Genomic DNA, 21,030 nt, shown 5'->3' with positions numbered 1-21,030 from the left:
CGGCTCGTCCTGGTGGCGGGCCCGCGATGACTGGTTTGCCGCACCTGCCTCTCCTGGGCGGCCCGCGGAGTCAGTGGGCGGGTGTCCGTGAGGTCCTACTTGAGGGCTGCTGTCACGAAGGCGCCGATCTGGTCGCGGATGGCGTCGTGGTCCTCGGCGGCCTCGCCCAGGATGATCCGCCCGAGCTGCGGCATCATCGACGGGAACAGGGCGAGCCCGGTCAGCATGAACAGCGTGCGCGACGTCGCCTTCGACGGCTCCTCGCCACGCCCCTCGGCCAGCGAGGCCGCCTTGCGCGCGCACCGCTCGACCCTGGCCTCCTGGCCGGGCAGCAGCTCCTGGCCGCGGTAGTTGAGCGCCTCCCACATGAGCAGCCGGACCAGGTCGGGATGGCGCCGGTAGTAATCGGTCAGCCGGGCCACGTAGTCGACGGGATCGGCGCCGGGCAGGGCGATCTGCGATGTCAGGTCGTCGAGCGCCTCGTTGATGACGGTGTCGAACAACTTCTCCTTGTTGCCGAAATGCCCGTAGATGCGCTCTTTGTTGACGCCGGCGCGCTCCGCGATGCGATCCACACGCGCCCCCGCCACGCCGTACGCGGCGAACTCCTCGCGGGCGGCCTCCAGCAGTGCGGCACGGGTGGCGGCGGTCGAGACCTTGGGTGACATGCCACCATTCTGCCACCAACAACTAGTTGGTTGAAAACCAACTAACTAGTTGACGTCCAACTGGTTGGTTGGCTAACGTCCTCTGCCATGGCACTCACGCTTCCCCGTACGGAGGCCGCTCCGGCCGTCCGTACCGATTTCGCCCGCTTCGGCCGCACCCTGTTGGCGTTCACCCTCACCGCGGTCCTGTGCAGCGGCCAGTTGTACATCGTGATCCCCTTGCTGCACGACATGGCGACCGGCTGGCACGCCTCGCCCGGCGGCCTGACCTGGCTGGTCACCGCGTTCGGCGCCGGCTACGGCGTCGGTTTCCTGGTGTTCGGCCCCCTTTCTGACCGGTACGGCCGCCGCCGCCTGCTGATGGCAGGCCTGCCGCTTGCCGCGTTGACCAGCGCGTTGGTGGCGTTGAGCCCGAACGTCGAGGTGGCCCTCGTATTGCGAGCCCTGCAGGGGGTGGCCGTGGCGATGTTCCCGCCCGCCGGCATGGCCTACCTGGCCGAACGGCTTGAGCCGCGCCGCCGCGTGATCGCCATCGCCGCGGTGACCGGCGCTTTCCTGGCCTCGGCCGTGTTGTTGCAGGTCGGCGCGCAGGTGCTGGTCGAGGCGATCGGCTGGCGAGGGCTGTTCCTGCTGTCGGCCGCCGGCTTCGCCCTCGCCGGGCTCGGCCTGCGCGCCGTCATGTTGCCCGATCTGCCGCGCGAGGCGGCCGGGTCGCTGCTGTCGGCCTACCGCGCGGTGCCCGGCCTGCTGTTCGACCGGGTGCTCGCGCTGCGCTACCTGGCCACGGTCATGCTGATGGCGGGGTTCGTCGCCGTCTACACCGGGTTGCAGATCTACGGCGGCACGTCCTCCGCCGACCTGCTCACGCTGCGCGCGTCCGGGCTGCCCTCGATCGTGCTGATGCCGGTGCTCATGCCGTGGCTGGCCCGGATCCCCACCACGGCCAGGGCCGCCGCGTTCCTGGCCGTGGGCGCGCTCGCCCTGGCGGCCGTCGCGTTCAGCGGGGCCGGCGCCCTCGGCCTGGCGCTCCTGCTGGCCGTCTATGTCGCCGCCATCACCGGCGGCCTGCCCAGCATGAACGAGGCCATCTCCGCCCAGGCCGGACCGGCCCGCGGCACGGCACTCGCCCTGTTCTCCTTCGCCCTCGCCGTCGGCGGCAGCGTCGGCCCGCAGCTCGCGGCCGCCTTCGGCGGGTTCACCCCGCTGGTGTACGGTCTGGCGATCGGCATGGGCCTGGCCGCCCTGGCCGTCCTCACCTCCGCCCACCGCCGGACCCCCACCACCCGCTGACCCCCCACCGCCGGGCCCTCGCCGGGCCTCTGACCCGCCTACCGGCCCTCACTGGAGGCTGGACCGGCGCGGCCCCTCGACCCGCCACTCGACCTCGACCCGCCAGGCCCCCATCTGACGCTGAACCGGCATCGCCGTTCGGCGTCCGGTGGGGGCCGGTCTGCGGGGAGGCGGTCAGCGGGTTGTGACGAGCCCGCCGAGCGACAGGTCGGGGCGGTCGACATGCACGTCGGGCAGCAGCCACGACGTGTCGATGGCCACCGTGTCGTTGAGCGCCCGTGCAAGGGGGTTGAGCGCGCCGAGCAGCGACTCGCAGCCGCCGTCCATGGAGTGGGCCAGCGAGCACAACCACATCGCGACGTCGTCGGTCTGGCCGTTGAGGTTGAACCGGGCCCGGAACGTCGCGCTCACGGGGTCGTAGGCGTTGTTCGCGTTGTTGAGGGCGAGCGGCGCGGTGTCGAGGAACGTACCGATGGACGTGCGCTGACGTACCAGCAGGGTGGTGAGGTGGGCGAGATCGCGGGTGTTGGCGGCGATCTCGCCCCTGTTGTCCTCGACGAAGTCGGCGACCTGCGTGAGCGTGGAGGACAGCTGGCCCAGCACCGCCCGCAGCTCCTCGCGCTCGCCGTCGAGCTGCGCCGACACGCCCGCCAGGTCCTTCATGAACGCCCGGATCCACGCGTCGTCGCGGGCCATCGCCCCGGTGATCGTGGCCAGGTCGCGGACGGTCTGCGCCAGGTCGTCGCCGTCGCCGGCCAGCACGGAGGCCGCGTCGGACAGACCTCGCACGGTGGCCCCCACCGTCTCGCCCTGCCCGCCGAACGTCCCCGCCGAGACGCGCAACAACCGCGCCAGCGCCCCCCGCTCGTCCGCCGCCACCCCACCCGACCCCGGCCGAGGCGGACCGGGCCGCGAGAAGCCGGGCCGAGAACCGGCCTGAGAGGAACCGGGCCGTGGGGAACCGGCCTGAGGTGAACCGGACTCGGGCGAAACCGGTGGGGCGAGGGCCGCGGCGAGCTGGTCGTAGCCGCGTAACGCCTCGTCGATCTCCACCGGCGAGCGGGTCCGGCTCAGCGTGCCGCCGTCCTGGAGCACGGGGCCGCCCCGGTACGGCGGCGTGAGCTGCACGAACCGGTCGGCGATCAACGACCGCGCCACGATGACCGCCTGCGCGCCCGCCGGGACCTTGCGTCCGGCGTCGAGCGCCAGCTCCACCCGGACCTGGGCGCCCGCCGGGCTGACCGCGGTGACCCGCCCGACCCGCACCCCGAGCACGCGCACGTCGGAGCCCGGATACAGCCCCACGGCGGCGTCGAAGTAGGCGACGGCGCGGACGCCCGCGACCGGCCTGAGCAGCAGATACGCCGCCGCCAACGCGAGGACGGCGAGAAGTGCGGCGAGCCGGCGGTCCATCGGCCTTCCTCGATCGACATGGGCGAACGGTGACCAGAACATTACCGTGAGTCGCCATACCGTCGCACCTTCCGGCCAAGCCCTACTCGCCGGTAGGGTGTTACCGACGGTAACAATGGAACGGCCAGGGAGTGGACGCGATGACCGGGTTCTGTCCGGAGCTCAGTGACGACGTGATCGAGGTGCGTGACTGGGTCCACGCGTTCGCCCGCGACGTGATCCGCCCCGCGGGCGCCGAATGGGACGAACGCGAGGAAACCCCCTGGCCCGTGATCCAGGAGGCCGCCAAGATCGGCCTGTACTCGCTGGACTTCTTCGCCACCCAATGGTTCGAGCAGAGCGGCCTGGCCCTGCCGGTGGCGTTCGAGGAGATCTTCTGGGGGGACGCCGGCATCGGCCTGTCCATCGTCGGCACCGGCCTGGCCGCCGCCGCGCTGTCCGCGAACGGCACCCCGGAGCAGCTGGGGGAGTGGCTGCCCCAGATGTTCGGCACGGAGAACGACGTCAAGCTGGGCGCCTTCTGCGCCTCCGAGCCCGACGCCGGCTCCGACATCGGCGCCATCCGCACCCGTGCCGTCCACGACAACGGCGACTGGGTGCTGAACGGCGTCAAGACCTGGGCCACGAACGGCGGCATCGCCGACGTGCACGTGGTCGTCGCCTCGGTGGACCCGTCCCTGGGCACCCGCGGGCAGGCCAGCTTCGTCGTCCCGCCCGGCACGCCCGGCCTGTCGATGGGGCAGAAGTTCCGCAAGCACGGCATCCGCGCCTCGCACACCGCCGAGGTGATCCTGGAGGACGTGCGCTTGCCGGGCTCGTGCCTGCTGGGCGGCAAGGAGAAGCTGGACGCCCGCCTGGCCAGGGTCCGCAACGGCGAACGCGCCGGCGAGCAGGCCGCGATGCGCACGTTCGAGACCACCCGCCCGTCGGTCGCGGCGATGGCCGTCGGCATCGCCCGCGCGGGCTTCGAGTACGCCAGGGACTACGCCCGCGAACGCGAGCAGTTCGGCCGCAGGATCGGCGACAACCAGGCGATCGCGTTCCTGCTCGCCGACATGGCGACCCGCGTCGACGTGGCCCGCCTGCTGACCTGGCGGGCGGCCTGGATGGCGCGCAACGGCAGGCCGTTCGAGCAGGCCGAGGGGTCGATGTCGAAGCTGGTGGCGGGCGAGACGGCGGTGTGGGTGACCGAACAGGCGATCCAGATCCTCGGCGGCGCCGGCTACACCCGGGAACACCCGGTGGAACGTTTCCACCGCGACGCCAAGATCTACACCATTTTCGAGGGCACGAGCGAGATCCAGCGGCTCATCATCGGCCGAGCGGTAACCGGCCTGCCGGTCCGCTGAGGAGAACAGCGCGCAGGGCCCGAGGTGTCGCCGTCTGCGCACCACCAACCCGATCGAGGGCGCCATCCGGCGCCGCACCAAGGTGAGCACGGGGCAGAGGCGCGCCGCCGGCCTGGCGATGGCCTGCAAACTGGTCGAGTCCGCCCAGGGCGCGTCGGCGCGCCTGATCGGACGTGCGGAGCGAGCGGCCTGATGACGGCCCACGAGCCGCCGACGCGCGCTGGGATGAGAACGCTCAGATCATCGCGAACGCCCGCCGCGACATCCCTCGGCTGATCTCCGAGATCTAACGACTCCGTCAGCTACTGGCCGAGAAGGGCGGCCGAGAGCGTGAGGCGTAAAAAGGCTCACTACGATCCACGGGAATTGGCAGTTACTTCCGGCAAGGTGAAGGATCCGCCCAAGTGAGCCTCGCTTCCAGAGGACGAGCGAGATTCAGCGGCTCATCACCGTGAGGAACGGCCGCATGTCGTGGGGGTGGCGTGACTCCGGGACGGTCATCGCCACCCATCTTCAGCTCGGATTCGCCATTCGCCTCGCGAACGCGGCGTTTACTTCAGGAACTGGAAGATGAACGGCGCGACCAGCCCGATCAGGGCCAGGGCCTCGGTGAGGACGAAACCGAGCAGGATGTTCTGGCGGATCAGCGGATACGCCTCGGGCTGGCGGGCGATGGCCTGCACGCCCTGGCCGAAGATGATGCCGACGCCCACGCCGGGGCCGATCGCGGCCAGACCGTAACCGATGGCGGTGATGTTGCCGGAGACTTGAGCGAGTACGTGCATTGCGCCGCCTTTCTGGCGTCCGGTGAAGCAGTGAATCGCTGGTCTGCTTGCATTTCAACCCGTGGACGCGAGAAAGAAAATATGGCGTTTCTCTAATTTATCCGCAAAATGCTCGTTGATCGACGTACTGGACAAATCGATCTACATGTAGAACGCGTGAGCGGTTCCTTCCGTGCGCCCGTCGCGGGCGCACGGAAGGGCCGGGGTCAGCGGGTCTCCCTGCCTTCGACGGTCGCCTTGACGGTGCTCGTGGCGGTCCTGGCCTTGGCGGCCGGCCGGGCGGTGTCGGGGCCGGGCAGGTCGCGGCTGTAGGCGTAGACGACGGCCGCCGTGGCGACCGCGCCGGTGTTCAGCGCGAGTGCCTTGTCGTTGATGTTGGCGGTGGTGTCGCAGGCCTGGTGGTAGCAGGGGTCGTAGGGCTGTCCGGCGGTGCCGCCGAAGATCGCGGCCTCCTCGGGCGTCTTGATGCCCTCGGCGCCGGTGAACACGCCGCCGGAGGGGATGCCGGCCTCGATGAACGGGCCGTAGTCGGAGCGGCCGTCGAAGTCGGTGCCGTTGTGCCCCTGGTGCAGCAGGTCGAAGTACTTCTCGTAGAGCTTCTCGATCTCGTCGGAACCGGGCGGGCCCGCGGGGGCGCCGACGCCGTCGGAGTCGTCGCCGTCGTAGATCTTGAAGGCGTAGTTGGTGGAGCCGAGCATGTCGTAGTCGAGGAAGAGCTTGACCTTGGACAGCTCGGCCGCGGGCAGCGTCTCCACGTAGTGGATCGAGCCGAGCAGGCCCAGCTCCTCGGCGCTCCACCAGGCGAAGCGCAGCCGGTTGCGGGTCGGGATCTTGCCCAGGGCCTCGGCGACGGCGAGCGTGGCGGCGGTGCCGGAGCCGTCGTCGTTGATGCCCGGCCCGGCCGGGACGGAGTCGAGGTGGGCGCCGGACATGACCACCTTGTTCGGGTCGCCCCACTTGGAGTCGGCGATGACGTTGTAGGTGGTGCGCATCTCGCTGACGGTGTCGGTCTTGATGTGGATCACGCCGCCGGTCGTGGCCAGTTCCTGGCCGACGTCGAAGCTGGTGCCCAGCACGGGGATGGTGACGGGCGTGCCGAGGTTCCCGCGCAGGGTAGCGGTGCGGCCCGGCTGGCCCTCGTTGAAGACGATCACCGCCACGGCCCCGGCGGCCTTGGCGTTGTTCGCCTTGACCACGAAGTCGCAGGTGCCGCGCTGCAGCAGCGCGATCTTGCCCGGCGTGAACCCGGCGAAGTCGGCGGCCTCGCACCCGGAGTTGGACGTGCTCGGCGTCGGGCCGGGCGGCAGGACGAGATCGACGTTCTGCAGCGACGCGGTGACCTCGCCGGACCCGGAGTAGGTCATGGTGGCGAACTCGCCGACGGAGGAGTCGTCCGGCGGGGTCGGGGTGAAGACGCGCGGGCTGGGGGAGACGCGCTCCATCAGCGCCGTGGACTTCTCCTCGAAGTAGGCGATGTCGAACGGCTGGAGGGTGACGTGGTAACCGGCCTTCTTGAGCTTGGCGGCGACGTAGTCACGCGAGGCCAGGTGGCCGCTGGTGCCGGCGGCGCGGTTGCCGTTGTTGGCGTCGGCGATGTTCTGCAGTGCCTGCAGGTGCTTCTTCACCGCGGGGGCGGTGACCGAGTCGATCAGCTTCTTCTCGGCCGGGGCAGGCGTGGGGTCCGCCTGCGCCGCGGTCGGAAGGAGAGCCAGAGGCAGGGACAGTGCCGCGGCCGTCGCAAGGACGCGGAAGGTGCCTCTGCGCAGGGTGATGCGCATACGAGCTCCTCGAACTGAGATGAAGCAGGTGTCTTTCCCGATTCAGCGGCCCAGGAGAATACATAAGCCGACAAATCCACCCGTGGGAAGAATTTGAGTCGTCCAATGTTGGACAAGTGCATTGTGGGGACGACACGGGCGGCTCGGCGCGCCGCCCGCTACCAGCCCAGTTCGTCGCAGCCCCGGTGGTCGACCGGCTCCACCTGCAACGTGGCGTGCGCGATGTGGTGGCGCTGCCGCAGCACGTCGCGGGCCCGGTCCAGGACGGCGTGGTTGTCGCCCGGCTCGGCGGTGACCAGGTGCGCGGTGGCCACGTTCATGCCGGAGGTGAGCGTCCACAGGTGCAGGTCGTGCACGTTGTGCACGCCGTCGATGGCCGCCAGGTCGGCCGCCACGGCGGCGGCGTCGATGCCCTCGGGCACGTGCTGCCCCAGGACGGCGAAGACCTGCCGCCCCAGCGACACGGCGCGGACGGCCACGAACACGCCGATGGCCAGCGCGACGACGGTGTCCCAGAACGCCTGCCCGGTGGTGGCCACCAGCCAGCCGGCCACGATGACGCCGACCGAGCCGGCGGTGTCGGCCACCACCTCCAGGTAGGCGCCCTTGACGTTGAGGCTCTCGCTCGCGCCCGAGCGCAGCAGGAGCAGGGCCACGAGGTTCACCACGAGGCCGATGGCGCCGACGACGAGCATCGGGCCGGAGGAGACCACGGCGCTGCCGCCGATGCGGCCGACGGCCTCGATCACGACGTACAGGGCGACGCCGAGCATCAGCACGACGGCCAGCAGGGAGGCGAACACCTCGGCCCGGTAGGAGCCGTAGCTGCGCCGGCCGGTGGTGTCGGGACGGCCGGCGATCCTGGTCGCGACCAGCGCCGCGCCGAGGGTGACGACGTCGGCGGCCATGTGACCGGCGTCCGACAGCAGCGCCAGCGACCCGGAGAAGAGGCCGTAGCCCAGCTCGACCAGGAAGAACGCGCCGATCAGGACGAACGAGACCGCCAGTCGCCAGCGGTGCCGGGCCCCGGCGTGCCCCTGGGCCTGCCCGTGCCCGTGTCCGTGTCCGGCGCCCATCACGACATCCCTTCGCGTTCGGGGTGGATGGCCTCGGTGTGCTCGGTGTGGGCCAGCGCCAGGTCCAGCAGCATCCGTACGTGCGGATCCTCCAGCCGGTAGTAGGCCATCCGGCCCGGGCGGCGGGCGGCCACGATGCGGTGGGCGCGCAGCAGGCGCAGCGCGTGGGAGACCGCGGACTCGCTCTGCCCGGTCACCGCCGCCAGGTCGCACACGCACAGCTCGCCGTCCAGCAGGGCGACCAGCAGCTTCAGCCGGTTGGGGTCGGACAGCAGGCCGAAGACGTCGGCGGTGTCGGCCAGGTCCTCGGCGGCGGGCATGCGCTCGTGCACGGCCGCGACGCGGTCGGCGTCGACCACCTTGACCGCGCAGCCGTCCACGGCCAACACGTGCTCATCTGAAGAACTGTTCACATGTCTAACTTAGCGGGACATGTCGGTGATCTGTCAACCCGCCTCAGGCCCGCAGCCGCGGGGTCAGCCGCTGCAGCGCCGCCGCCAGCCGGTCCACCTGCGCGGCCGAGGTGAACAGCGCCGGGGTGACCCGGACGGCGTCGCCCCCGGCCATGCCCGTGCGGGCGACCGTGTAGAGGCCGTAGGTGTCCAGCAGGGTGGCGGCTACGGCCTCGTTGTCGGCCGTGGAGGTGCGGCCGGCGATGCGGAAGGCGGTGATCGCGCCGTACATGTCGGGTTCGTCCGGGGTGAGGATCTGCAGGCCCGGCAGGTCGCGCACCTGGCTCACCCAGCGGTCGCGCAGGTGCCGCAGCCGGGCCTGCTTGACGGCCGCGCCGAGCCGCAGGTGGAAGTCGAGCGCGTCGGGGACCGTGAGGGGCGCCGCGACGTCCATGGTGCCCGAGTGGACCCGCGAGCGGATGTCGCCGGCCGGGAAGCTCTCGTCGCCGAAGACGGGCTCGATGTCGGCCAGCCGGTCCCGGCGGATGTAGAGGAACCCGGTGCCAAGGGGCGCGCCGATCCACTTGTGCAGCGAGAACGCGGCGAAGTCGGCGCCGAGGGCGGGCAGGGTGAAGTCGAGCTGCCCCCAGGAGTGGGCGGCGTCCACGACGACGTCCACGCCGCGCTCGCGGGCCATCGCGACGATCTCCGGGACCGGCAGGACCAGGCCGGTGCGGTTGTTCATGTGCGACAGCAGGAGCAGCCGGGCCCTGGGGGTGGTCCGCAGCGCCCGCTCGTAGGCGTCCAGCGCCGCCTGCCGGGTGGCGGGCTCGGGCAGGACGAACCGGGCGACCGTGGCCTCGCGCCGCCCGGCCAGCCAGTTCATGGTGTGCTGGGCGGAGGGGTAGTCCAGGTCGGCGTAGAGCACGGCGTCGCCCGGCCGCAGCCGCCGGTAGCCGGAGATGAGGTTCTGCAGCGCCTCGGTGCCGCCCCGGGTGAGCGCGATCTCCTCACGGGTGACGCCGAGCAGCGCGGCGATCCGGTCGCGAACCTCGTCCGCCCTGGCCTTGTACGCCGTGCGCAGCAGGTGGGAGTTGCGGGCGTTGAGGACGTCGACGTTGCGGTGGTAGGCGCGCCGGACGGGCTCGGGCATGATCCCGTAGTAGCCGTTCTCCAGGTTGACGAAGTCGTCGCTGACCCGGAACTGCCCGGCCACACCCGCCCAGAAGCGCTCGTCCCGGGCCGTGCCCGAGGCGTCGGCGGCGGCCTGCGGGAGCGCCTGCGGGAGTGCGGCCAGCGCGCCGACCCCGGCGATGACCGCACGTCTGGACAGGGCCATGAGACACCCCCAAGGTCGGGCGGCGCGGCATCGGGGCCGCGCCGGCGAATGCCAGTGTCGCGGAGATGTCGCCGCGCGGCGGGAACGGCTCGCCGTCGTTCCCGTCATCCGGCGGGAAATCGACGACGAACGAAATCGAGGGTGTTCGAAGTGATTCTCGGCGGCGATTCCCGCGCGCCGGGAATTTCTTTACCTCGACCTTGGCCTTCTCCCGGCGCGCCGCGCCGCGTGGCGGGCATGATCTGCGGTGATGCTCACGACCAGGTCAGCCCGCGCACTCCGCCCGCCCGCCCCGGGGGCCGGCCGCTGGTGGCCGCACGCGATGCTGACCCTCGCCCTGCTGATCACGGTCGTGTTCGCGCACGGCGGCGCGTGCGCGGCCGTCGAGCTGTCCGAACGGGCCCAGGGCGGTCCCGCCCCGTCTGTCCAGGGCGCCCACCCCGACGTGCACCGGCACGTCAGATGGTTGTCCGGGCGGATGCCGGTGCGCGACGCCGGGTGCCTGCACGGCGAGCTGCCGCCGGGCCACCTGCACGGCACCGAGCAGGAGTGCGCGGCCACCGCGGCCACCGCCGCCGCCGCGCCGGCCGTGGCCGCCGTCCCCGTGCTCGCCGCCGGGCCCGCGGCCGTCGTGGCCGGGCCCGTCCGGCCGGCGCCGCGGGCCGCCTCGCGGCCGGCCGCGTCAGGTCAGGAGAATTCCCGCGTGATGCGCATATAGGACGCGCGTCTTTCGTCGCCGTCCTTTTCCGCCGCGCCCGCGACGTCTTCCGCGTGCGCCGTTCATCTCGGGGATTACCACCAATGTCGTACGATACTTTGCCGCGCCCTGACATTCTGCCCGCCATCGGAAATTCGGGTATTTGCGTCACCGTCGGAAACACCCCGCTGGCGTTCGTCGCCGCGCCGTTCGTCGCGGACGGTGGCGGCTTCTGGGCCAAGCTGGAGGGCTTCAACCCGGGCGGCATCAAGGACCGGCCCGCCCTGCACATGGTCCGGCAGGCCCGCGCCCGGGGCGAGCTGGCCCCCGGCGCGACGATCGTCGAGTCCACCAGCGGCACCCTCGGCCTCGGGCTGGCCCTGGCCGGGATCACCTTCGGCCATCCGGTCGTCCTGGTCGCCGACCCCGGCATGGAACCGCTCATGCAGCGGCTGCTGGTCTCCTACGGCGTACGGCTGGAGATCGTGCCGGCGCCGCATCCCACCGGCGGCTGGCAGCGGGCCCGCCGCGACCGGGTCGAGGAGCTGCTGGCCGAGCTGCCCGGCTCCTACTGCCCCGACCAGTACGGCAACCCCGACAACGTGGCCGCCTACGCCGGGCTGGCCCGCGAGCTGCTGTCCCAGCTCCCGCACATCGACACCCTGGTCTGCTCGGTCGGCACCGGCGGGCACAGCGCGGGCATCACCCGCGAGCTGCGCCGCCACCTGCCCCGGCTGCGGCTGGTCGGCGTCGACACCGTCGGCTCGACCATCTTCGGGCAGCCCGACCGCCACCGCCTGATGCGCGGCCTGGGCTCCAGCATTCATCCCGCCAACGTCGCCTACGACGCCTTCGACGAGGTCCACTGGGTGAGCGCCGCCGAGGCGGTGTGGGCCTGCCGCACCCTGGCGGCCCAGCACTACGTCTCCGGCGGCTGGAGCACCGGAGCCGTCAGCCTGGTGGCCCGCTGGCTGGCCGGGCGGGCCGGGCCGGGCGGCTGCGTCGTCGCCGTCTTCCCCGACGGGCCCTGGCGCTACTGGAACACCGTCTTCGACGACGGCTACTGCCGCGCCCACGGCCTGCTCGGCATCACCCCGGCCGACGAGCCCGACGAGCTGGACGACCCCGCCGAGCGCGAGGTGCGCCGCTGGACCCGTTGCGCCGCCGTCCGCGACCCGCTGGCGGGCAGGCGATGAAGGCCACGCTGGCGCAGTTCCGCTCCTTCGACCGGCCGATCCGGCTGCTGCAGATCAACCAGGCGGGCATCAACATCGGCTTCTACATGCTGATGCCCTACCTCGCCCAGCACCTGTCGGCCGGCGCGGGGCTCGCGGCCTGGACGATCGGACTCATCCTCGGCCTGCGCAACGCCAGCCAGCAGGGCATGTTCCTGATCGGCGGCACGCTGGCCGACCGGTTCGGGCACAAACCCATGATCATGGCGGGGTGCGCCCTGCGGACCGTGGGGTTCGCGCTGTTCGGGCTCACCACGTCGCTGCCGCTGCTGGTGGCGGCCGCGGTGATCACAGGGCTGGCGGGGGCGCTGTTCAACCCGGCCGCCCGCGCGTACCTGGCCGCCGCGGCCGGGCCGCGCAAGGTGGCGGCCTTCGCCGTGTTCAACGTGTTCTACCAGGGCGGCATCCTGCTCGGGCCGCTGCTCGGGGTGCTGCTGCTGGCGGGCGGGTTCACCGTGGTGTGTCTGGGGGCGGCGGGGATCTTCGCCGTCCTGACCGTGCTGCAGGGGTTCTACCTGCCCTCGCGGCCACGGGAGCCGGGGGCGGCGCGGCAGCCGGTGCTGCGGGCGTGGCGGCGGGCGTTCGGCGACCGGGCGTTCGTCTCGTTCGCGGCGTCGATGATCGCCTCGTACGCGCTGTCGTACCAGATGTACCTCGCCCTGCCGCTGGAGGTGCAGCGGGCCGGCGGCGGCCAGTGGGCGGTGACCGCCCTGTACGCGGTGTCGGCGCTGCTCGGCATCGCCGGGCAGGTACGCCTGACCGCCTGGTGCGGCGAACGGTGGAGCCGCGGCCAGGCGATCACCCGCGGGCTGGCCCTCATGGGGGCGGCGTTCCTGCCCATGGTCGCCGTCGCGCAGCTCCACCTGCCGCGGGCGGCGACGCTGACGGCCGCGCTGGTGTGCGCGCTGCTGCTCGGCGCCGGGACGCTGGTGGCCTTCCCGTTCGAGATGGCCACCATCGCCGACATGGCGGGCGAGGAGCTGGTCGGCACCTACTACGGCCTGTACAACCTGGCCTCCGGCGCGGGGATCCTCGCCGGGAACCTGCTGTCGGGCGCGCTGCTGGACGTCGCCGCCGACGCGGGCTGGGCGGGCCTGCCCTGGTTGTCACTGACCTTCGCGGGGCTGGCCTCGGCCCTGGCGGTGGCCCGCCTGGAGCGCCGCCGGGCCCTCCGGCCGCGCCTGCCGGCGGCGATGGCGACCTAGAGCGCCGGCGACCGGGTCACGACCTGGGGCCGGCGTCCCCGGCGGCGCGCCTGCGACGGCCGGCCACGACGGTCGCGGCTCCGCCCGCCACCAGCGCCGCCGCGGCCACCCACAACCAGCCGGGCACCCCGCCCGAGCCCGTGTCCGCCTCGGCCTGGGCGACCGGTGACGAGGAGGCCGCCGGGGCGGCTTCGACCGGGGTCGAGGACGTGGACGCTGACGCGGTCTCGGTCGGGGAATCGGTCGGGGTCTCGGTCGGGGCGGCTTCGGACTCGCTCGCCGTCGGGGTGGCCGGGGCGGTGACGGTGAAGCGCAGCTCGCCGGCGATGGGGTGGCCGTCGGAGGAGACCACCCGCCAGGCCAGCCGGTACCGGCCGGGCTCCAGCGGCTCGGCCGGCTCGGCCTTCACCGTGACGCCCTGGGCGCGCGGCTTGCCCAGCGGCAGGTTCTCGCCCGCCGGGCCGTCGAGCACGAGGGTCGGCAGGGTCATGCGGGAGGTGAACTCCAGCTCGATGCTCTCCACCTGCGCCAGCTTGGCGCCGTCGGCGGGTGAGCTGCTCTTCAGCCGGTCATGGGCCAGCGCGGCGGGCGCGGCGGCCAGCAGCAGCAGGACGGCGCCGCCGACGGCGACACCGGCACGAACGGCCGCCCGGAACGGGCGGCGCGCGGAACGAAGGGAATGGGTCACTGCGAACTCCGAGGTTCCTGGATCCGGCTCGATCGCCGGATGGACATGCGGTCCGGCGCGCGGCGGGACGCGAGGGGCGTACCGCGGCGGCGCCGGCTGGGTCGTCTGCCTGCCGGGAGGCACGCCGGACCCGCCGCATGACGGGGAACGTCAGCGGCCGGACGGCCGGGCGTGCGCAGCCGGGCGGGGCGGCCCGCGCCGGGAGAGCACCGGAGCCAGCAGCAGCGCCCGGTGACCCGCCACGGGAGGCCACAGCGGGCACGCGCGGGCGGGCCCGGCGGGCGGCGGCGCCAGGACGGACGACCAGGCGCACAGGACGGCCCACAGCCGGGCCAGCCGGACCGTGCTCAACCGCAGCAACGCCGCCAGCGCCGCGTCCCCGCGGGCCAGCCACCAGCTCGACGAGACGGCCACCGCCAGGTGGATCACCACCATCCCGGAGGAGCCGTGCCCATGGGCGACCGGCCCGGCGGGCGGCCCGGCGAAGGACGGCGAGGAGGTGTCGAGCAGGTGGCTCAGGCCGTACCGGGTGGACTCGGAGGCGTCGAAGAGCTCGTGCAGGCCGTACTGGGCGGCCACGCACATGGCCAGCAGGGGCGCCCATCCGCGGGGACGGGAACCGGCGGCGTAGGCGGCCGCGAAGGTCGCCGCGACGGCCAGGGCCAGCGGGCCGGGCGCGATCGCCGTGCCGCCGACCAGCGTGTGCAGGGCCGCCGAGGCCAGGACGCACACGGCCGTGAACACCGCGGCGCGAAGCGCGCGGACCACGGGACGGGCGACCTGCATCCGGCCATCGTGCCAGAGCCCGGCCGGGTCGTCATCCGCGTCCTTGCGCACCGGGCGGGCGCACCGGGCGGGCGCACCGGGCGGGCGCGACGGGCGGCGCGGCGGGGGAGGCGGCCCGGCTGGGAGGGGTCAATGGTGTCGCGGGGTCTCGAGCTCGCCGCCCAGGCGGCCGCGTAACCGTTCCAGCCGGTCGGCCGTGGCGACGACGACCCAGCGGTCGCCGACCAGGTACGCGCCGCCGTAGGCCTGGGCGATGTCGAGCCAGTCTCGTTTGCCGTTGTCCGTGCTGAACGTCACGATCGTCAGGCGGCCCTGGGGGGTGTCGCAGGCCGCCTGCCGCAGCTCGGCGGCGTCGGTCTGCAGCTTGCCGGCGGGGCAGCCGAGCAGGGTGGTGAGCTGTTTCATGTCGCCGGCCGGCACCTTCGGCGCGACGGCGACGGCGGGGGCGGGGGGAGCGGCGCCGTGGTGGTGCGCCGGCTGCCCCTGGGGGGCGGGGGCGGTCGCGCACCCCGCCAGCAGGGCGATGCCCAGGGCGGCGATGGCCTGCCGCGACGCGCGGGCGGGTGCTTCGAGGGGTTCGGGCATGAGTCAGGGTTCCGCCGGAGTGTCGATGGGGCCGGTCCCCCGTGGAAAGACGTGCTTCCAGGGGCCGGCAGGTCAGGAGGTGGGCGGGGCGGGGGACGGGAGCGGGGGTTCGGGGAGTTGGGTGTGGTTCACCAGGCCGGTCGATTCGAGGTACGTCATGTGGCGCATGACGAAGTTGATGCCTTCCTGAGCGAACTTGCGGATCTCGGCGTTCCTGGTCCCGGCCCGGACGAGCGCCAGGGTGCCGAAGACCTTGCCGTGCGCGGCGCGCAGCAGGTTCGCGTAGTCCTGGTCGAAGGCCGGGCCGCTCTCGGCCGCGAGCTGGGCCAGCCAGCGCTGCTGGTCGGGGTTGGGCTCGTCGGGCAGGGCGACGCCGAGCTTGGCCGCCGTGTCGCGGGTGATCTGGTCCAGCTTCTGGTGCTCGCCCATGATCTGCTTGCCGACCTGCCTGACGCGCTGCGACTGGGCGCGGGTGGCGGCGTACTCGCCCGCGGGCATCTCCCACAGGCCGGCCTGCCGCACCTTGATCAGCAGGTCGACGTCGGCGGCCGAGAGGGGGCCCGAGGGCGTGAGGGTCCGCTGCGCGTCCGCGGGGTCGATCGACGGGGGCAGGATCAGCAGGATCGTCGCCGCCGCCGCCGCGACGAAGCCGCCGAGCATGAACATCTCACCGCGCAGGAGCCTGTGCATGCTCGAAGGTACGCGGGCCCGCCGGATCCGGTTCAACGAAACCGGGACCGTTTCCTCGATACCCCCTATGGGTATAGAGTGCGACGTATGAGACGTCTTGCACCGCTCGTTCCTGAGAAGGCCCCTGAGAAGTCCCGTCAGATCCTGGACGACATCGTCGCCAGGCACGGCGGGGTGGGTGACATGGTGTCCACGATGGCCCACTCGCCCGCCTTGCTCCAGGGATACCTGGACTTCTCCCGGGCGATGAAGCGGGTGAGGATCCCGCGCGCGCTCAGCGAGAAGATCTCCCTGGCCGTGCAGGAGTGGATCGGCTGCGGCACGTGCCTGGCCGCGCACACCGAGGGGGCGCTGGCCGCCGGGCTGAGCGAGGCCGACGTCGCGCTGGCCCGCCAGGGCACCTCGGCCGACGCGCGGGAGGCCGCCCTGATCGCGGTGGCGGTGCGGGTGCTGGTCGAGCCGTCGTCCATCACCGACGAGGAGGTGGCGGAGCTGCGCTCCCTCGGCTGGAGCGACCGGGTGATCGCCGAGGTCGTCGGGCTGGTCTCGGTCAACCTGCTGACCGGCGCGTTCAACCTGCTCGTGGGCAACCAGCCGCAAGCGGAGTAGGTCAGGGGCGCCGCTCGTGATGTACTGGCCCATGGCGATCGGCGTGCGCCGGACCCGGTTCCCGCACGCCCCCGGTGACGGCTGGAGGACGACATGACCGTGCGCGACCCGGCGGCATCCCCGCAGCGGCACCACCGGGCCCACGCCGACGCGATCGACGCCTTCATCGCCGCCGCCAACGCCGACGACCCCGACCACCGTTCCGCGCTGCTCAGCCGTGCCCTCGCCGCCGACGTGGTGTTCTGGGGGCCCCTCGGCCGCGGGTCCGGCCGGGGCGCGGTGGCCGACTTCGTCACCGAGGTGGTGCAGGGCTACCGGGCCGGCGGCTGCCGTATGGTCCGTACGACGTCCGTCGACGCGCCGCACGAGTGGGCCCGGTTCGGCTGGCGCTTCGAGGGGCCCGACGGCGCCACCGTCCTGTCGGGCACCGACATGGTCCACCTCACCGCCGCCGGCGACATCGACGAGATCGTGGTCTTCGCCGGCCCGCTGCACTGACACCCCGCTCCCGCCGCCCAGGACCTTAGCCCTTCGCCCGCGGGACGTTCGCCGCTGCCGCCACCGCCCCCGCGCGAGGGACCGTGGAGGCGGAAAGCGAGGTGGCGATCATGTCGATCGAGGTCAAGGACGTCATGGGACGCGTGGCGATCGCGGTGCTGGAGCACGCGTCGTTCGCCGACATCGTGGCGGCGATGAAGCGGTACGCGGTGGGCGCGGTCACCGTGATCGACGCCGACCGGCGGCCGGTGGGCGTGGTGTCGGAGGACGACCTGCTGCTCAAGGAGACCGGCCAGGCCCGGCACGCCGTCTCCGTCCTCGACTCGCGGGCGCGGCGGCAGGAGCGGCGCAAGGCCGCCGCCGTCACCGCCGCGGAGCTGATGACGTCGCCGGCGGTCACGGTCACCCCGGGCATGCCGGTGCGCGAGGCGGCCAGGATCATGCACGCCCGGCGGATCAGGCAGCTCCCGGTGATCGACCCGGTCACCGGCCGCGTCGTCGGCACCCTGCACCAGCGCGACGTGCTGCGCGTCTTCACCCGCCCGGCCGCCGAGCTGGAGGCGGACGTCAGGGCCGTGCTCCCGCCGGACGGCACGTTCGCGGTCACGGTCGACGCCGGCGTGGTCACGATCACCGGCAGGGTGGCGGGCGGGGCGCGGGCCGCCGCGCTGGCGGAGGCGGTGCGGGCGGTGGAGGGCGTCGTCGACGTCGTGACCGAGCTCGACCGCGACCGGGACGACCTGTTCACCGTCCCGCCGCTGCTGTAGCGGGCGGCCGCGATCCGGCGGGCTGATTCCGGCGGCGAGGCGATCTGCTGGGACACTGAACGGTATGTCGGAAAGTGAGCAGCGTAGCCTGATGCCCCAGATGCGGCTCGACGAGCTGCTGGCCGAGCTGCAGACGAGGCTCAACGCCGTCCTCGCCACCCGTGACCGGGTGCACGCGCTGCTGGAGGCCGTCGTCTCGGTGGGCAGCGACCTCGACCTGGAGACCGTGCTGCGCCGGATCGTCGAGACCGCGACCAAGCTGGTGGACGCGAGTTATGGCGCGCTGGGCGTGGTCGGCGAGGAGCAGACGCTCGTCCAGTTCATCCCGGTCGGGCTGAGCGAGGAGGAGATCGCCAGGATCGAGCACTGGCCGCACGGGCTGGGCCTGCTCGGCCTGCTGATCAAGGACGCCCGTCCGCTCCGGCTGGGCCGCATCTCCGACCATCCCGAGTCCTACGGCTTCCCGCCCGGCCACCCGCCGATGGGCACCTTCCTCGGCGTCCCGGTACGCGTGCGCGACGAAGTGTTCGGCAACCTCTACCTGACCGAGAAACGCGGCGGCGGCGACTTCGACGAGGAGGACGAGGCCATCGTCATCGCGCTGGCCACCGCCGCCGGCGTCGCCGTCGAGAACGCCCGCCTGTACGAGGAGTCGCGCCGCCGCGAGACCTGGCTGCAGGCGTCCTCGGAGATCACCACCAGCCTGCTGTCCGGCGCCGGCTCCCGCGAGGTGCTCACCACCATGGCGGCGCGGGCCCGCCAGATGTGCGACGCCGACCTGGTCCAGGTGCTGCTGCCCGACCCGTCGGGCGGCACGCTGACCGTCGACGTGGCCGAGGGCGACGGCGCCGACGAGCTGCTGGGGATGGCGTTCGACGTCTCGGCCACCCTGGCGGGGGAGGCGTTCACGCACGCCGAGCCCAGGTCGGAGCGGGACCTGCCGGGCGCGCCCTACCCCGACTCGCCGCTGCGGCGGCTGGGCTACGGGCCGGGCCTGATGGTCCCGCTGGGCGCCGCGCCCCGCGTGCGGGGCGTGCTCATGCTGGCCAAGCGCGGCGGGCGGCTGCCGTTCAGCGGGGCCGACCAGCAGATGGTGGAGTCGTTCGCGGGGCAGGCGGCGATCGCGCTGGAACTGGCCGAGGCCCGCCGCGACGCCGAACGGCTCGGCCTGCTGGAGGACCGCGACCGCATCGCCAAGGACCTGCACGACGTCGTCATCCAGCGGCTGTTCGCCACGGCCATGACGCTGATGAGCACCGTCCGGCTGGTCGAGCGCCCGGAGGCGGGCAAACGGCTCCAGCACGCCATCGACGAACTGGACGAGACCATCCGGCAGATCCGCTCGTCCATCTTCGCCCTCCAGGCCCCGCGCGAGGACGCCGCGCCGAGCCTGCGCACGAAGATCGTCGACCTGGTGGAGGGGGCGGGCGCGCACCTGGGGTTCATGCCCGGCCTGCGGATGGAAGGCCAGATCGACACCCTGGTGCCCGACCCGGTGGCCGGGCACCTGCTCGCCGTCCTGCGCGAGGCGCTGTCCAACGTGGTGCGCCACTCCCACGCCACCCGGGCCGAGGTCTCCATCGAGGTCGCCGGCGGCCGGCTCACCCTCGTCGTCGGCGACAACGGCGTCGGCGTGGGCGACGGCGGGCGGCGCAGCGGCCTGCGCAACATCGAGGAACGGGCCGCCTCCCTCGGCGGGGCCGCCGAGCTGGAGACGCCGGAGGAGGGCGGCACCCGGCTGCGCTGGCACGTCCCGCTGTGACGGCCGTCACAGCGCGCGCAGCCCCTCGCGCGTCCTAAGTCCCGGGAGGTCGGGACCTTCGTCCATACCCCGCGTCATGCCCGCTGAGCTGTGATGGAACGGCACAGCCAGGTGATCGCGGCCATCCAGGCCGCCCCACCTCCGCATGAACCACGTGAGGAAGACATGACGAACGCACCGGCCACCACCCCCGGCCGCAGCCCGGCGTTGATGCTCACCCTGGCGACCCTGGGCTTCGCGGTGAACTTCTGGGCCTGGGCCCTGCTCAGTCCGCTCGGGCCGCGTTTCAAGGAACTGCTCGGGCTGTCGGCCGGGCAGCAGGCGCTGCTGGTGGCCGTACCGGTGATCGTGGGGTCGCTGGGCCGCATCCCGGTCGGCGCGCTCACCGACAGGTTCGGCGGGCGGGTGATGTTCCCGCTGGTCTCGGCGGCCACCATCGTCCCCGTCCTGTTCGTCGGCCTGTTCGGGCAGACGTCGATGGTCTCGCTGCTGATCGGCGGCTTCTTCCTCGGCGTCGGCGGCACCGTGTTCGCCGTCGGGGTGCCGTTCGTCAACGCCTGGTTCCCGCCGAACCGGCGCGGCCTGGCCGTCGGCATCTTCGGCGCCGGGATGGGCGGCACCGCGATCAGCGCGCTGACCACCGTCCCCCTGGTCCGCGCCGGCGGTGCCGCCGTGCCGTTCCTCATCACCGCCGTCGTGCTGGCCGCGTACGCGGTCGTGGCGTGGCTGGTGCTGCGCGACGCGCCCGGCCGCACCGTCGCCACCCAGCCGCTCGGGGCGCGCATGGCCGCCGCACTCAGGCTGCCGATCACCTGGCAGGCGTGCGTGCTGTACGCGGTCGCCTTCGGCGGTTACGTCGCCTTCTCGGTCTACCTGCCCGCCTACCTGCAGACCGGCTACGGGCTGGAGCAGGCCGACGCCGCCAACCGGATGGCCGGGTTCGTCGTCCTGGCCGTGCTGGCGCGGCCGATCGGCGGCTGGCTGTCGGACCGCGTCGGCCCGGTGCCCGTGCTGACCGGCGTGTTCGTCGTCACCGCCGTCACGGCGGGCGTGCAGGCGCTCACCCCCGGCCTCATGCCGGTCGGCACGATCGCGTTCCTGACCATGGCCGCCGCGCTCGGCGCCGGCAGCGGCGCCACCTTCGCCCTCGTCGCGCAGGTCGCCCCGGCCGACAAGGTCGGCACGGTCACCGGACTGGTCGGCGCCGCCGGCGGGCTCGGCGGGTTCGTCCCGCCGCTGGTGATGGGCTTCCTGTACGGCCGGCTCGGCTCGTACGGCCTCGGCCTGGCCCTGCTGGCGGCCACCGCCGTGCTCACCCTGGCCCTGACGGTGACCGCGGTCCGCGCGCTGACCGCCCGCCGCGTGGCGGGTCCGGTCGGCTCACGCTGACCGCACCCCACGAAAGTGCGGGGCCCGGC

21 protein-coding genes are annotated in these 21,030 nt (G+C 72.9%); 10 read left to right on the top strand and 11 right to left on the bottom strand.

Features of this window, described 5'->3' with window-relative positions:
• Positions 1–95: 95 nt before the first annotated feature.
• Entirely contained in the window at positions 96–668 is a 573-nt protein-coding gene (locus ABZ444_RS41545; protein ID WP_358009414.1) for a TetR family transcriptional regulator, read from the bottom strand.
• 87 nt (positions 669–755) lie between these two features.
• Here ABZ444_RS41545 and ABZ444_RS41540 point away from each other — a divergent pair, with 87 nt between their 5' ends.
• Positions 756–1,958, top strand: a complete 1,203-nt coding sequence (locus ABZ444_RS41540; RefSeq protein WP_358009412.1) for an MFS transporter — start codon at positions 756–758, stop codon at positions 1,956–1,958.
• 174 nt (positions 1,959–2,132) lie between these two features.
• Here the strand turns inward: ABZ444_RS41540 and ABZ444_RS41535 are convergent, their stop codons facing one another.
• Positions 2,133–3,371, bottom strand: a complete 1,239-nt coding sequence (locus ABZ444_RS41535) for an MCE family protein (RefSeq protein ID WP_358009410.1) — start codon at positions 3,369–3,371, stop codon at positions 2,133–2,135.
• A 140-nt stretch (positions 3,372–3,511) separates the two neighbouring features.
• Here ABZ444_RS41535 and ABZ444_RS41530 point away from each other — a divergent pair, with 140 nt between their 5' ends.
• Positions 3,512–4,720, top strand: a complete 1,209-nt coding sequence (locus ABZ444_RS41530) for an acyl-CoA dehydrogenase family protein (RefSeq protein ID WP_358009408.1) — start codon at positions 3,512–3,514, stop codon at positions 4,718–4,720.
• Between the two features lie 551 nt (positions 4,721–5,271).
• Here the strand turns inward: ABZ444_RS41530 and atpE are convergent.
• The 5 genes from atpE to ABZ444_RS41505 all read right to left on the bottom strand — a co-directional run bounded on the left by atpE (position 5,272) and on the right by ABZ444_RS41505 (position 10,090).
• Positions 5,272–5,505 (bottom strand): ATP synthase F0 subunit C, encoded by a 234-nt coding sequence (atpE, locus tag ABZ444_RS41525; RefSeq protein WP_352329951.1) that lies wholly within the window; start codon positions 5,503–5,505, stop codon positions 5,272–5,274.
• A gap of 206 nt (positions 5,506–5,711) precedes the next feature.
• Entirely contained in the window at positions 5,712–7,283 is a 1,572-nt protein-coding gene (locus ABZ444_RS41520; RefSeq protein WP_358009406.1) for a M28 family metallopeptidase, read from the bottom strand.
• Between the two features lie 158 nt (positions 7,284–7,441).
• Entirely contained in the window at positions 7,442–8,359 is a 918-nt protein-coding gene (locus ABZ444_RS41515) for a cation diffusion facilitator family transporter (protein WP_358009404.1), read from the bottom strand.
• Complete coding sequence (locus ABZ444_RS41510; RefSeq protein ID WP_358009402.1) at positions 8,359–8,748, bottom strand: metalloregulator ArsR/SmtB family transcription factor; 390 nt, start codon at positions 8,746–8,748, stop codon at positions 8,359–8,361. The genes ABZ444_RS41515 and ABZ444_RS41510 overlap by 1 nt, the downstream gene beginning before the upstream one ends.
• Before the next feature lie 67 nt (positions 8,749–8,815).
• Complete coding sequence (locus ABZ444_RS41505; protein ID WP_358009400.1) at positions 8,816–10,090, bottom strand: aminotransferase class V-fold PLP-dependent enzyme; 1,275 nt, start codon at positions 10,088–10,090, stop codon at positions 8,816–8,818.
• A gap of 250 nt (positions 10,091–10,340) precedes the next feature.
• Here ABZ444_RS41505 and ABZ444_RS41500 point away from each other — a divergent pair, with 250 nt between their 5' ends.
• From ABZ444_RS41500 to ABZ444_RS41490, 3 genes are all read left to right on the top strand, one after another.
• Positions 10,341–10,808, top strand: coding sequence for a hypothetical protein (locus ABZ444_RS41500; protein WP_358009398.1), 468 nt, complete (start codon positions 10,341–10,343; stop codon positions 10,806–10,808).
• Positions 10,809–10,891: 83 nt separating this feature from the next.
• Complete coding sequence (locus ABZ444_RS41495; RefSeq protein WP_358009396.1) at positions 10,892–11,983, top strand: PLP-dependent cysteine synthase family protein; 1,092 nt, start codon at positions 10,892–10,894, stop codon at positions 11,981–11,983.
• Positions 11,980–13,227, top strand: a complete 1,248-nt coding sequence (locus tag ABZ444_RS41490; RefSeq protein WP_358009394.1) for an MFS transporter — start codon at positions 11,980–11,982, stop codon at positions 13,225–13,227. Before ABZ444_RS41495 ends, ABZ444_RS41490 begins: the two co-directional genes overlap by 4 nt.
• Positions 13,228–13,243: 16 nt before the next feature.
• Here the strand turns inward: ABZ444_RS41490 and ABZ444_RS41485 are convergent, their stop codons facing one another.
• The 4 genes from ABZ444_RS41485 to ABZ444_RS41470 all read right to left on the bottom strand — a co-directional run bounded on the left by ABZ444_RS41485 (position 13,244) and on the right by ABZ444_RS41470 (position 15,976).
• A complete protein-coding gene (locus tag ABZ444_RS41485) occupies positions 13,244–13,915 on the bottom strand; it encodes a copper resistance protein CopC (protein WP_358009392.1) in 672 nt (223 codons plus the stop codon).
• Positions 13,916–14,065: 150 nt separating this feature from the next.
• Entirely contained in the window at positions 14,066–14,701 is a 636-nt protein-coding gene (locus ABZ444_RS41480; protein ID WP_358009390.1) for an MFS transporter, read from the bottom strand.
• Positions 14,702–14,830: 129 nt separating this feature from the next.
• Positions 14,831–15,286, bottom strand: coding sequence for a hypothetical protein (locus ABZ444_RS41475; protein WP_358009388.1), 456 nt, complete (start codon positions 15,284–15,286; stop codon positions 14,831–14,833).
• A gap of 72 nt (positions 15,287–15,358) precedes the next feature.
• Entirely contained in the window at positions 15,359–15,976 is a 618-nt protein-coding gene (locus ABZ444_RS41470) for a DUF4142 domain-containing protein (protein WP_358009386.1), read from the bottom strand.
• A gap of 87 nt (positions 15,977–16,063) precedes the next feature.
• On the opposite strand from ABZ444_RS41470, the gene ABZ444_RS41465 reads away from it, so the two are divergent.
• The 5 genes from ABZ444_RS41465 to ABZ444_RS41445 all read left to right on the top strand — a co-directional run bounded on the left by ABZ444_RS41465 (position 16,064) and on the right by ABZ444_RS41445 (position 21,001).
• Positions 16,064–16,585: a carboxymuconolactone decarboxylase family protein gene (locus tag ABZ444_RS41465; RefSeq protein ID WP_358009384.1), complete on the top strand. Its 522-nt coding sequence runs from the start codon at positions 16,064–16,066 to the stop codon at positions 16,583–16,585.
• 93 nt (positions 16,586–16,678) lie between these two features.
• Entirely contained in the window at positions 16,679–17,083 is a 405-nt protein-coding gene (locus ABZ444_RS41460) for a nuclear transport factor 2 family protein (RefSeq protein ID WP_358009382.1), read from the top strand.
• A gap of 110 nt (positions 17,084–17,193) precedes the next feature.
• Entirely contained in the window at positions 17,194–17,850 is a 657-nt protein-coding gene (locus tag ABZ444_RS41455) for a CBS domain-containing protein (protein WP_358009380.1), read from the top strand.
• 64 nt (positions 17,851–17,914) lie between these two features.
• Positions 17,915–19,612 (top strand): GAF domain-containing protein, encoded by a 1,698-nt coding sequence (locus ABZ444_RS41450; protein ID WP_358009378.1) that lies wholly within the window; start codon positions 17,915–17,917, stop codon positions 19,610–19,612.
• A 165-nt stretch (positions 19,613–19,777) separates the two neighbouring features.
• Positions 19,778–21,001, top strand: a complete 1,224-nt coding sequence (locus ABZ444_RS41445; protein WP_358009376.1) for an MFS transporter — start codon at positions 19,778–19,780, stop codon at positions 20,999–21,001.
• Positions 21,002–21,030: the final 29 nt, after the last annotated feature.

It is taken from the genome of Nonomuraea sp. NPDC005730, assembly GCF_040630865.1.
Lineage (GTDB): Bacteria > Actinomycetota > Actinomycetes > Streptosporangiales > Streptosporangiaceae > Nonomuraea.
This window is presented reverse-complemented; position numbering and strand designations above follow the sequence as displayed.

What these genes read in the sequence shown, in the direction of transcription:
- ABZ444_RS41545 (WP_358009414.1), bottom strand. Translation starts at nt 668, where the DNA reads ATGTCACCCAAGGTCTCGACCGCCGCCACCCGTGCCGCACTGCTGGAG.
- ABZ444_RS41540 (WP_358009412.1), top strand. Translation starts at nt 756, where the DNA reads ATGGCACTCACGCTTCCCCGTACGGAGGCCGCTCCGGCCGTCCGTACC.
- ABZ444_RS41535 (WP_358009410.1), bottom strand. Translation starts at nt 3,371, where the DNA reads ATGGACCGCCGGCTCGCCGCACTTCTCGCCGTCCTCGCGTTGGCGGCG.
- ABZ444_RS41530 (WP_358009408.1), top strand. Translation starts at nt 3,512, where the DNA reads ATGACCGGGTTCTGTCCGGAGCTCAGTGACGACGTGATCGAGGTGCGT.
- atpE (WP_352329951.1), bottom strand. Translation starts at nt 5,505, where the DNA reads ATGCACGTACTCGCTCAAGTCTCCGGCAACATCACCGCCATCGGTTAC.
- ABZ444_RS41520 (WP_358009406.1), bottom strand. Translation starts at nt 7,283, where the DNA reads ATGCGCATCACCCTGCGCAGAGGCACCTTCCGCGTCCTTGCGACGGCC.
- ABZ444_RS41515 (WP_358009404.1), bottom strand. Translation starts at nt 8,359, where the DNA reads ATGGGCGCCGGACACGGACACGGGCACGGGCAGGCCCAGGGGCACGCC.
- ABZ444_RS41505 (WP_358009400.1), bottom strand. Translation starts at nt 10,090, where the DNA reads ATGGCCCTGTCCAGACGTGCGGTCATCGCCGGGGTCGGCGCGCTGGCC.
- ABZ444_RS41500 (WP_358009398.1), top strand. Translation starts at nt 10,341, where the DNA reads ATGCTCACGACCAGGTCAGCCCGCGCACTCCGCCCGCCCGCCCCGGGG.
- ABZ444_RS41495 (WP_358009396.1), top strand. Translation starts at nt 10,892, where the DNA reads ATGTCGTACGATACTTTGCCGCGCCCTGACATTCTGCCCGCCATCGGA.
- ABZ444_RS41490 (WP_358009394.1), top strand. Translation starts at nt 11,980, where the DNA reads ATGAAGGCCACGCTGGCGCAGTTCCGCTCCTTCGACCGGCCGATCCGG.
- ABZ444_RS41480 (WP_358009390.1), bottom strand. Translation starts at nt 14,701, where the DNA reads ATGCAGGTCGCCCGTCCCGTGGTCCGCGCGCTTCGCGCCGCGGTGTTC.
- ABZ444_RS41475 (WP_358009388.1), bottom strand. Translation starts at nt 15,286, where the DNA reads ATGCCCGAACCCCTCGAAGCACCCGCCCGCGCGTCGCGGCAGGCCATC.
- ABZ444_RS41470 (WP_358009386.1), bottom strand. Translation starts at nt 15,976, where the DNA reads ATGCACAGGCTCCTGCGCGGTGAGATGTTCATGCTCGGCGGCTTCGTC.
- ABZ444_RS41465 (WP_358009384.1), top strand. Translation starts at nt 16,064, where the DNA reads ATGAGACGTCTTGCACCGCTCGTTCCTGAGAAGGCCCCTGAGAAGTCC.
- ABZ444_RS41460 (WP_358009382.1), top strand. Translation starts at nt 16,679, where the DNA reads ATGACCGTGCGCGACCCGGCGGCATCCCCGCAGCGGCACCACCGGGCC.
- ABZ444_RS41455 (WP_358009380.1), top strand. Translation starts at nt 17,194, where the DNA reads ATGTCGATCGAGGTCAAGGACGTCATGGGACGCGTGGCGATCGCGGTG.
- ABZ444_RS41450 (WP_358009378.1), top strand. Translation starts at nt 17,915, where the DNA reads ATGTCGGAAAGTGAGCAGCGTAGCCTGATGCCCCAGATGCGGCTCGAC.
- ABZ444_RS41445 (WP_358009376.1), top strand. Translation starts at nt 19,778, where the DNA reads ATGACGAACGCACCGGCCACCACCCCCGGCCGCAGCCCGGCGTTGATG.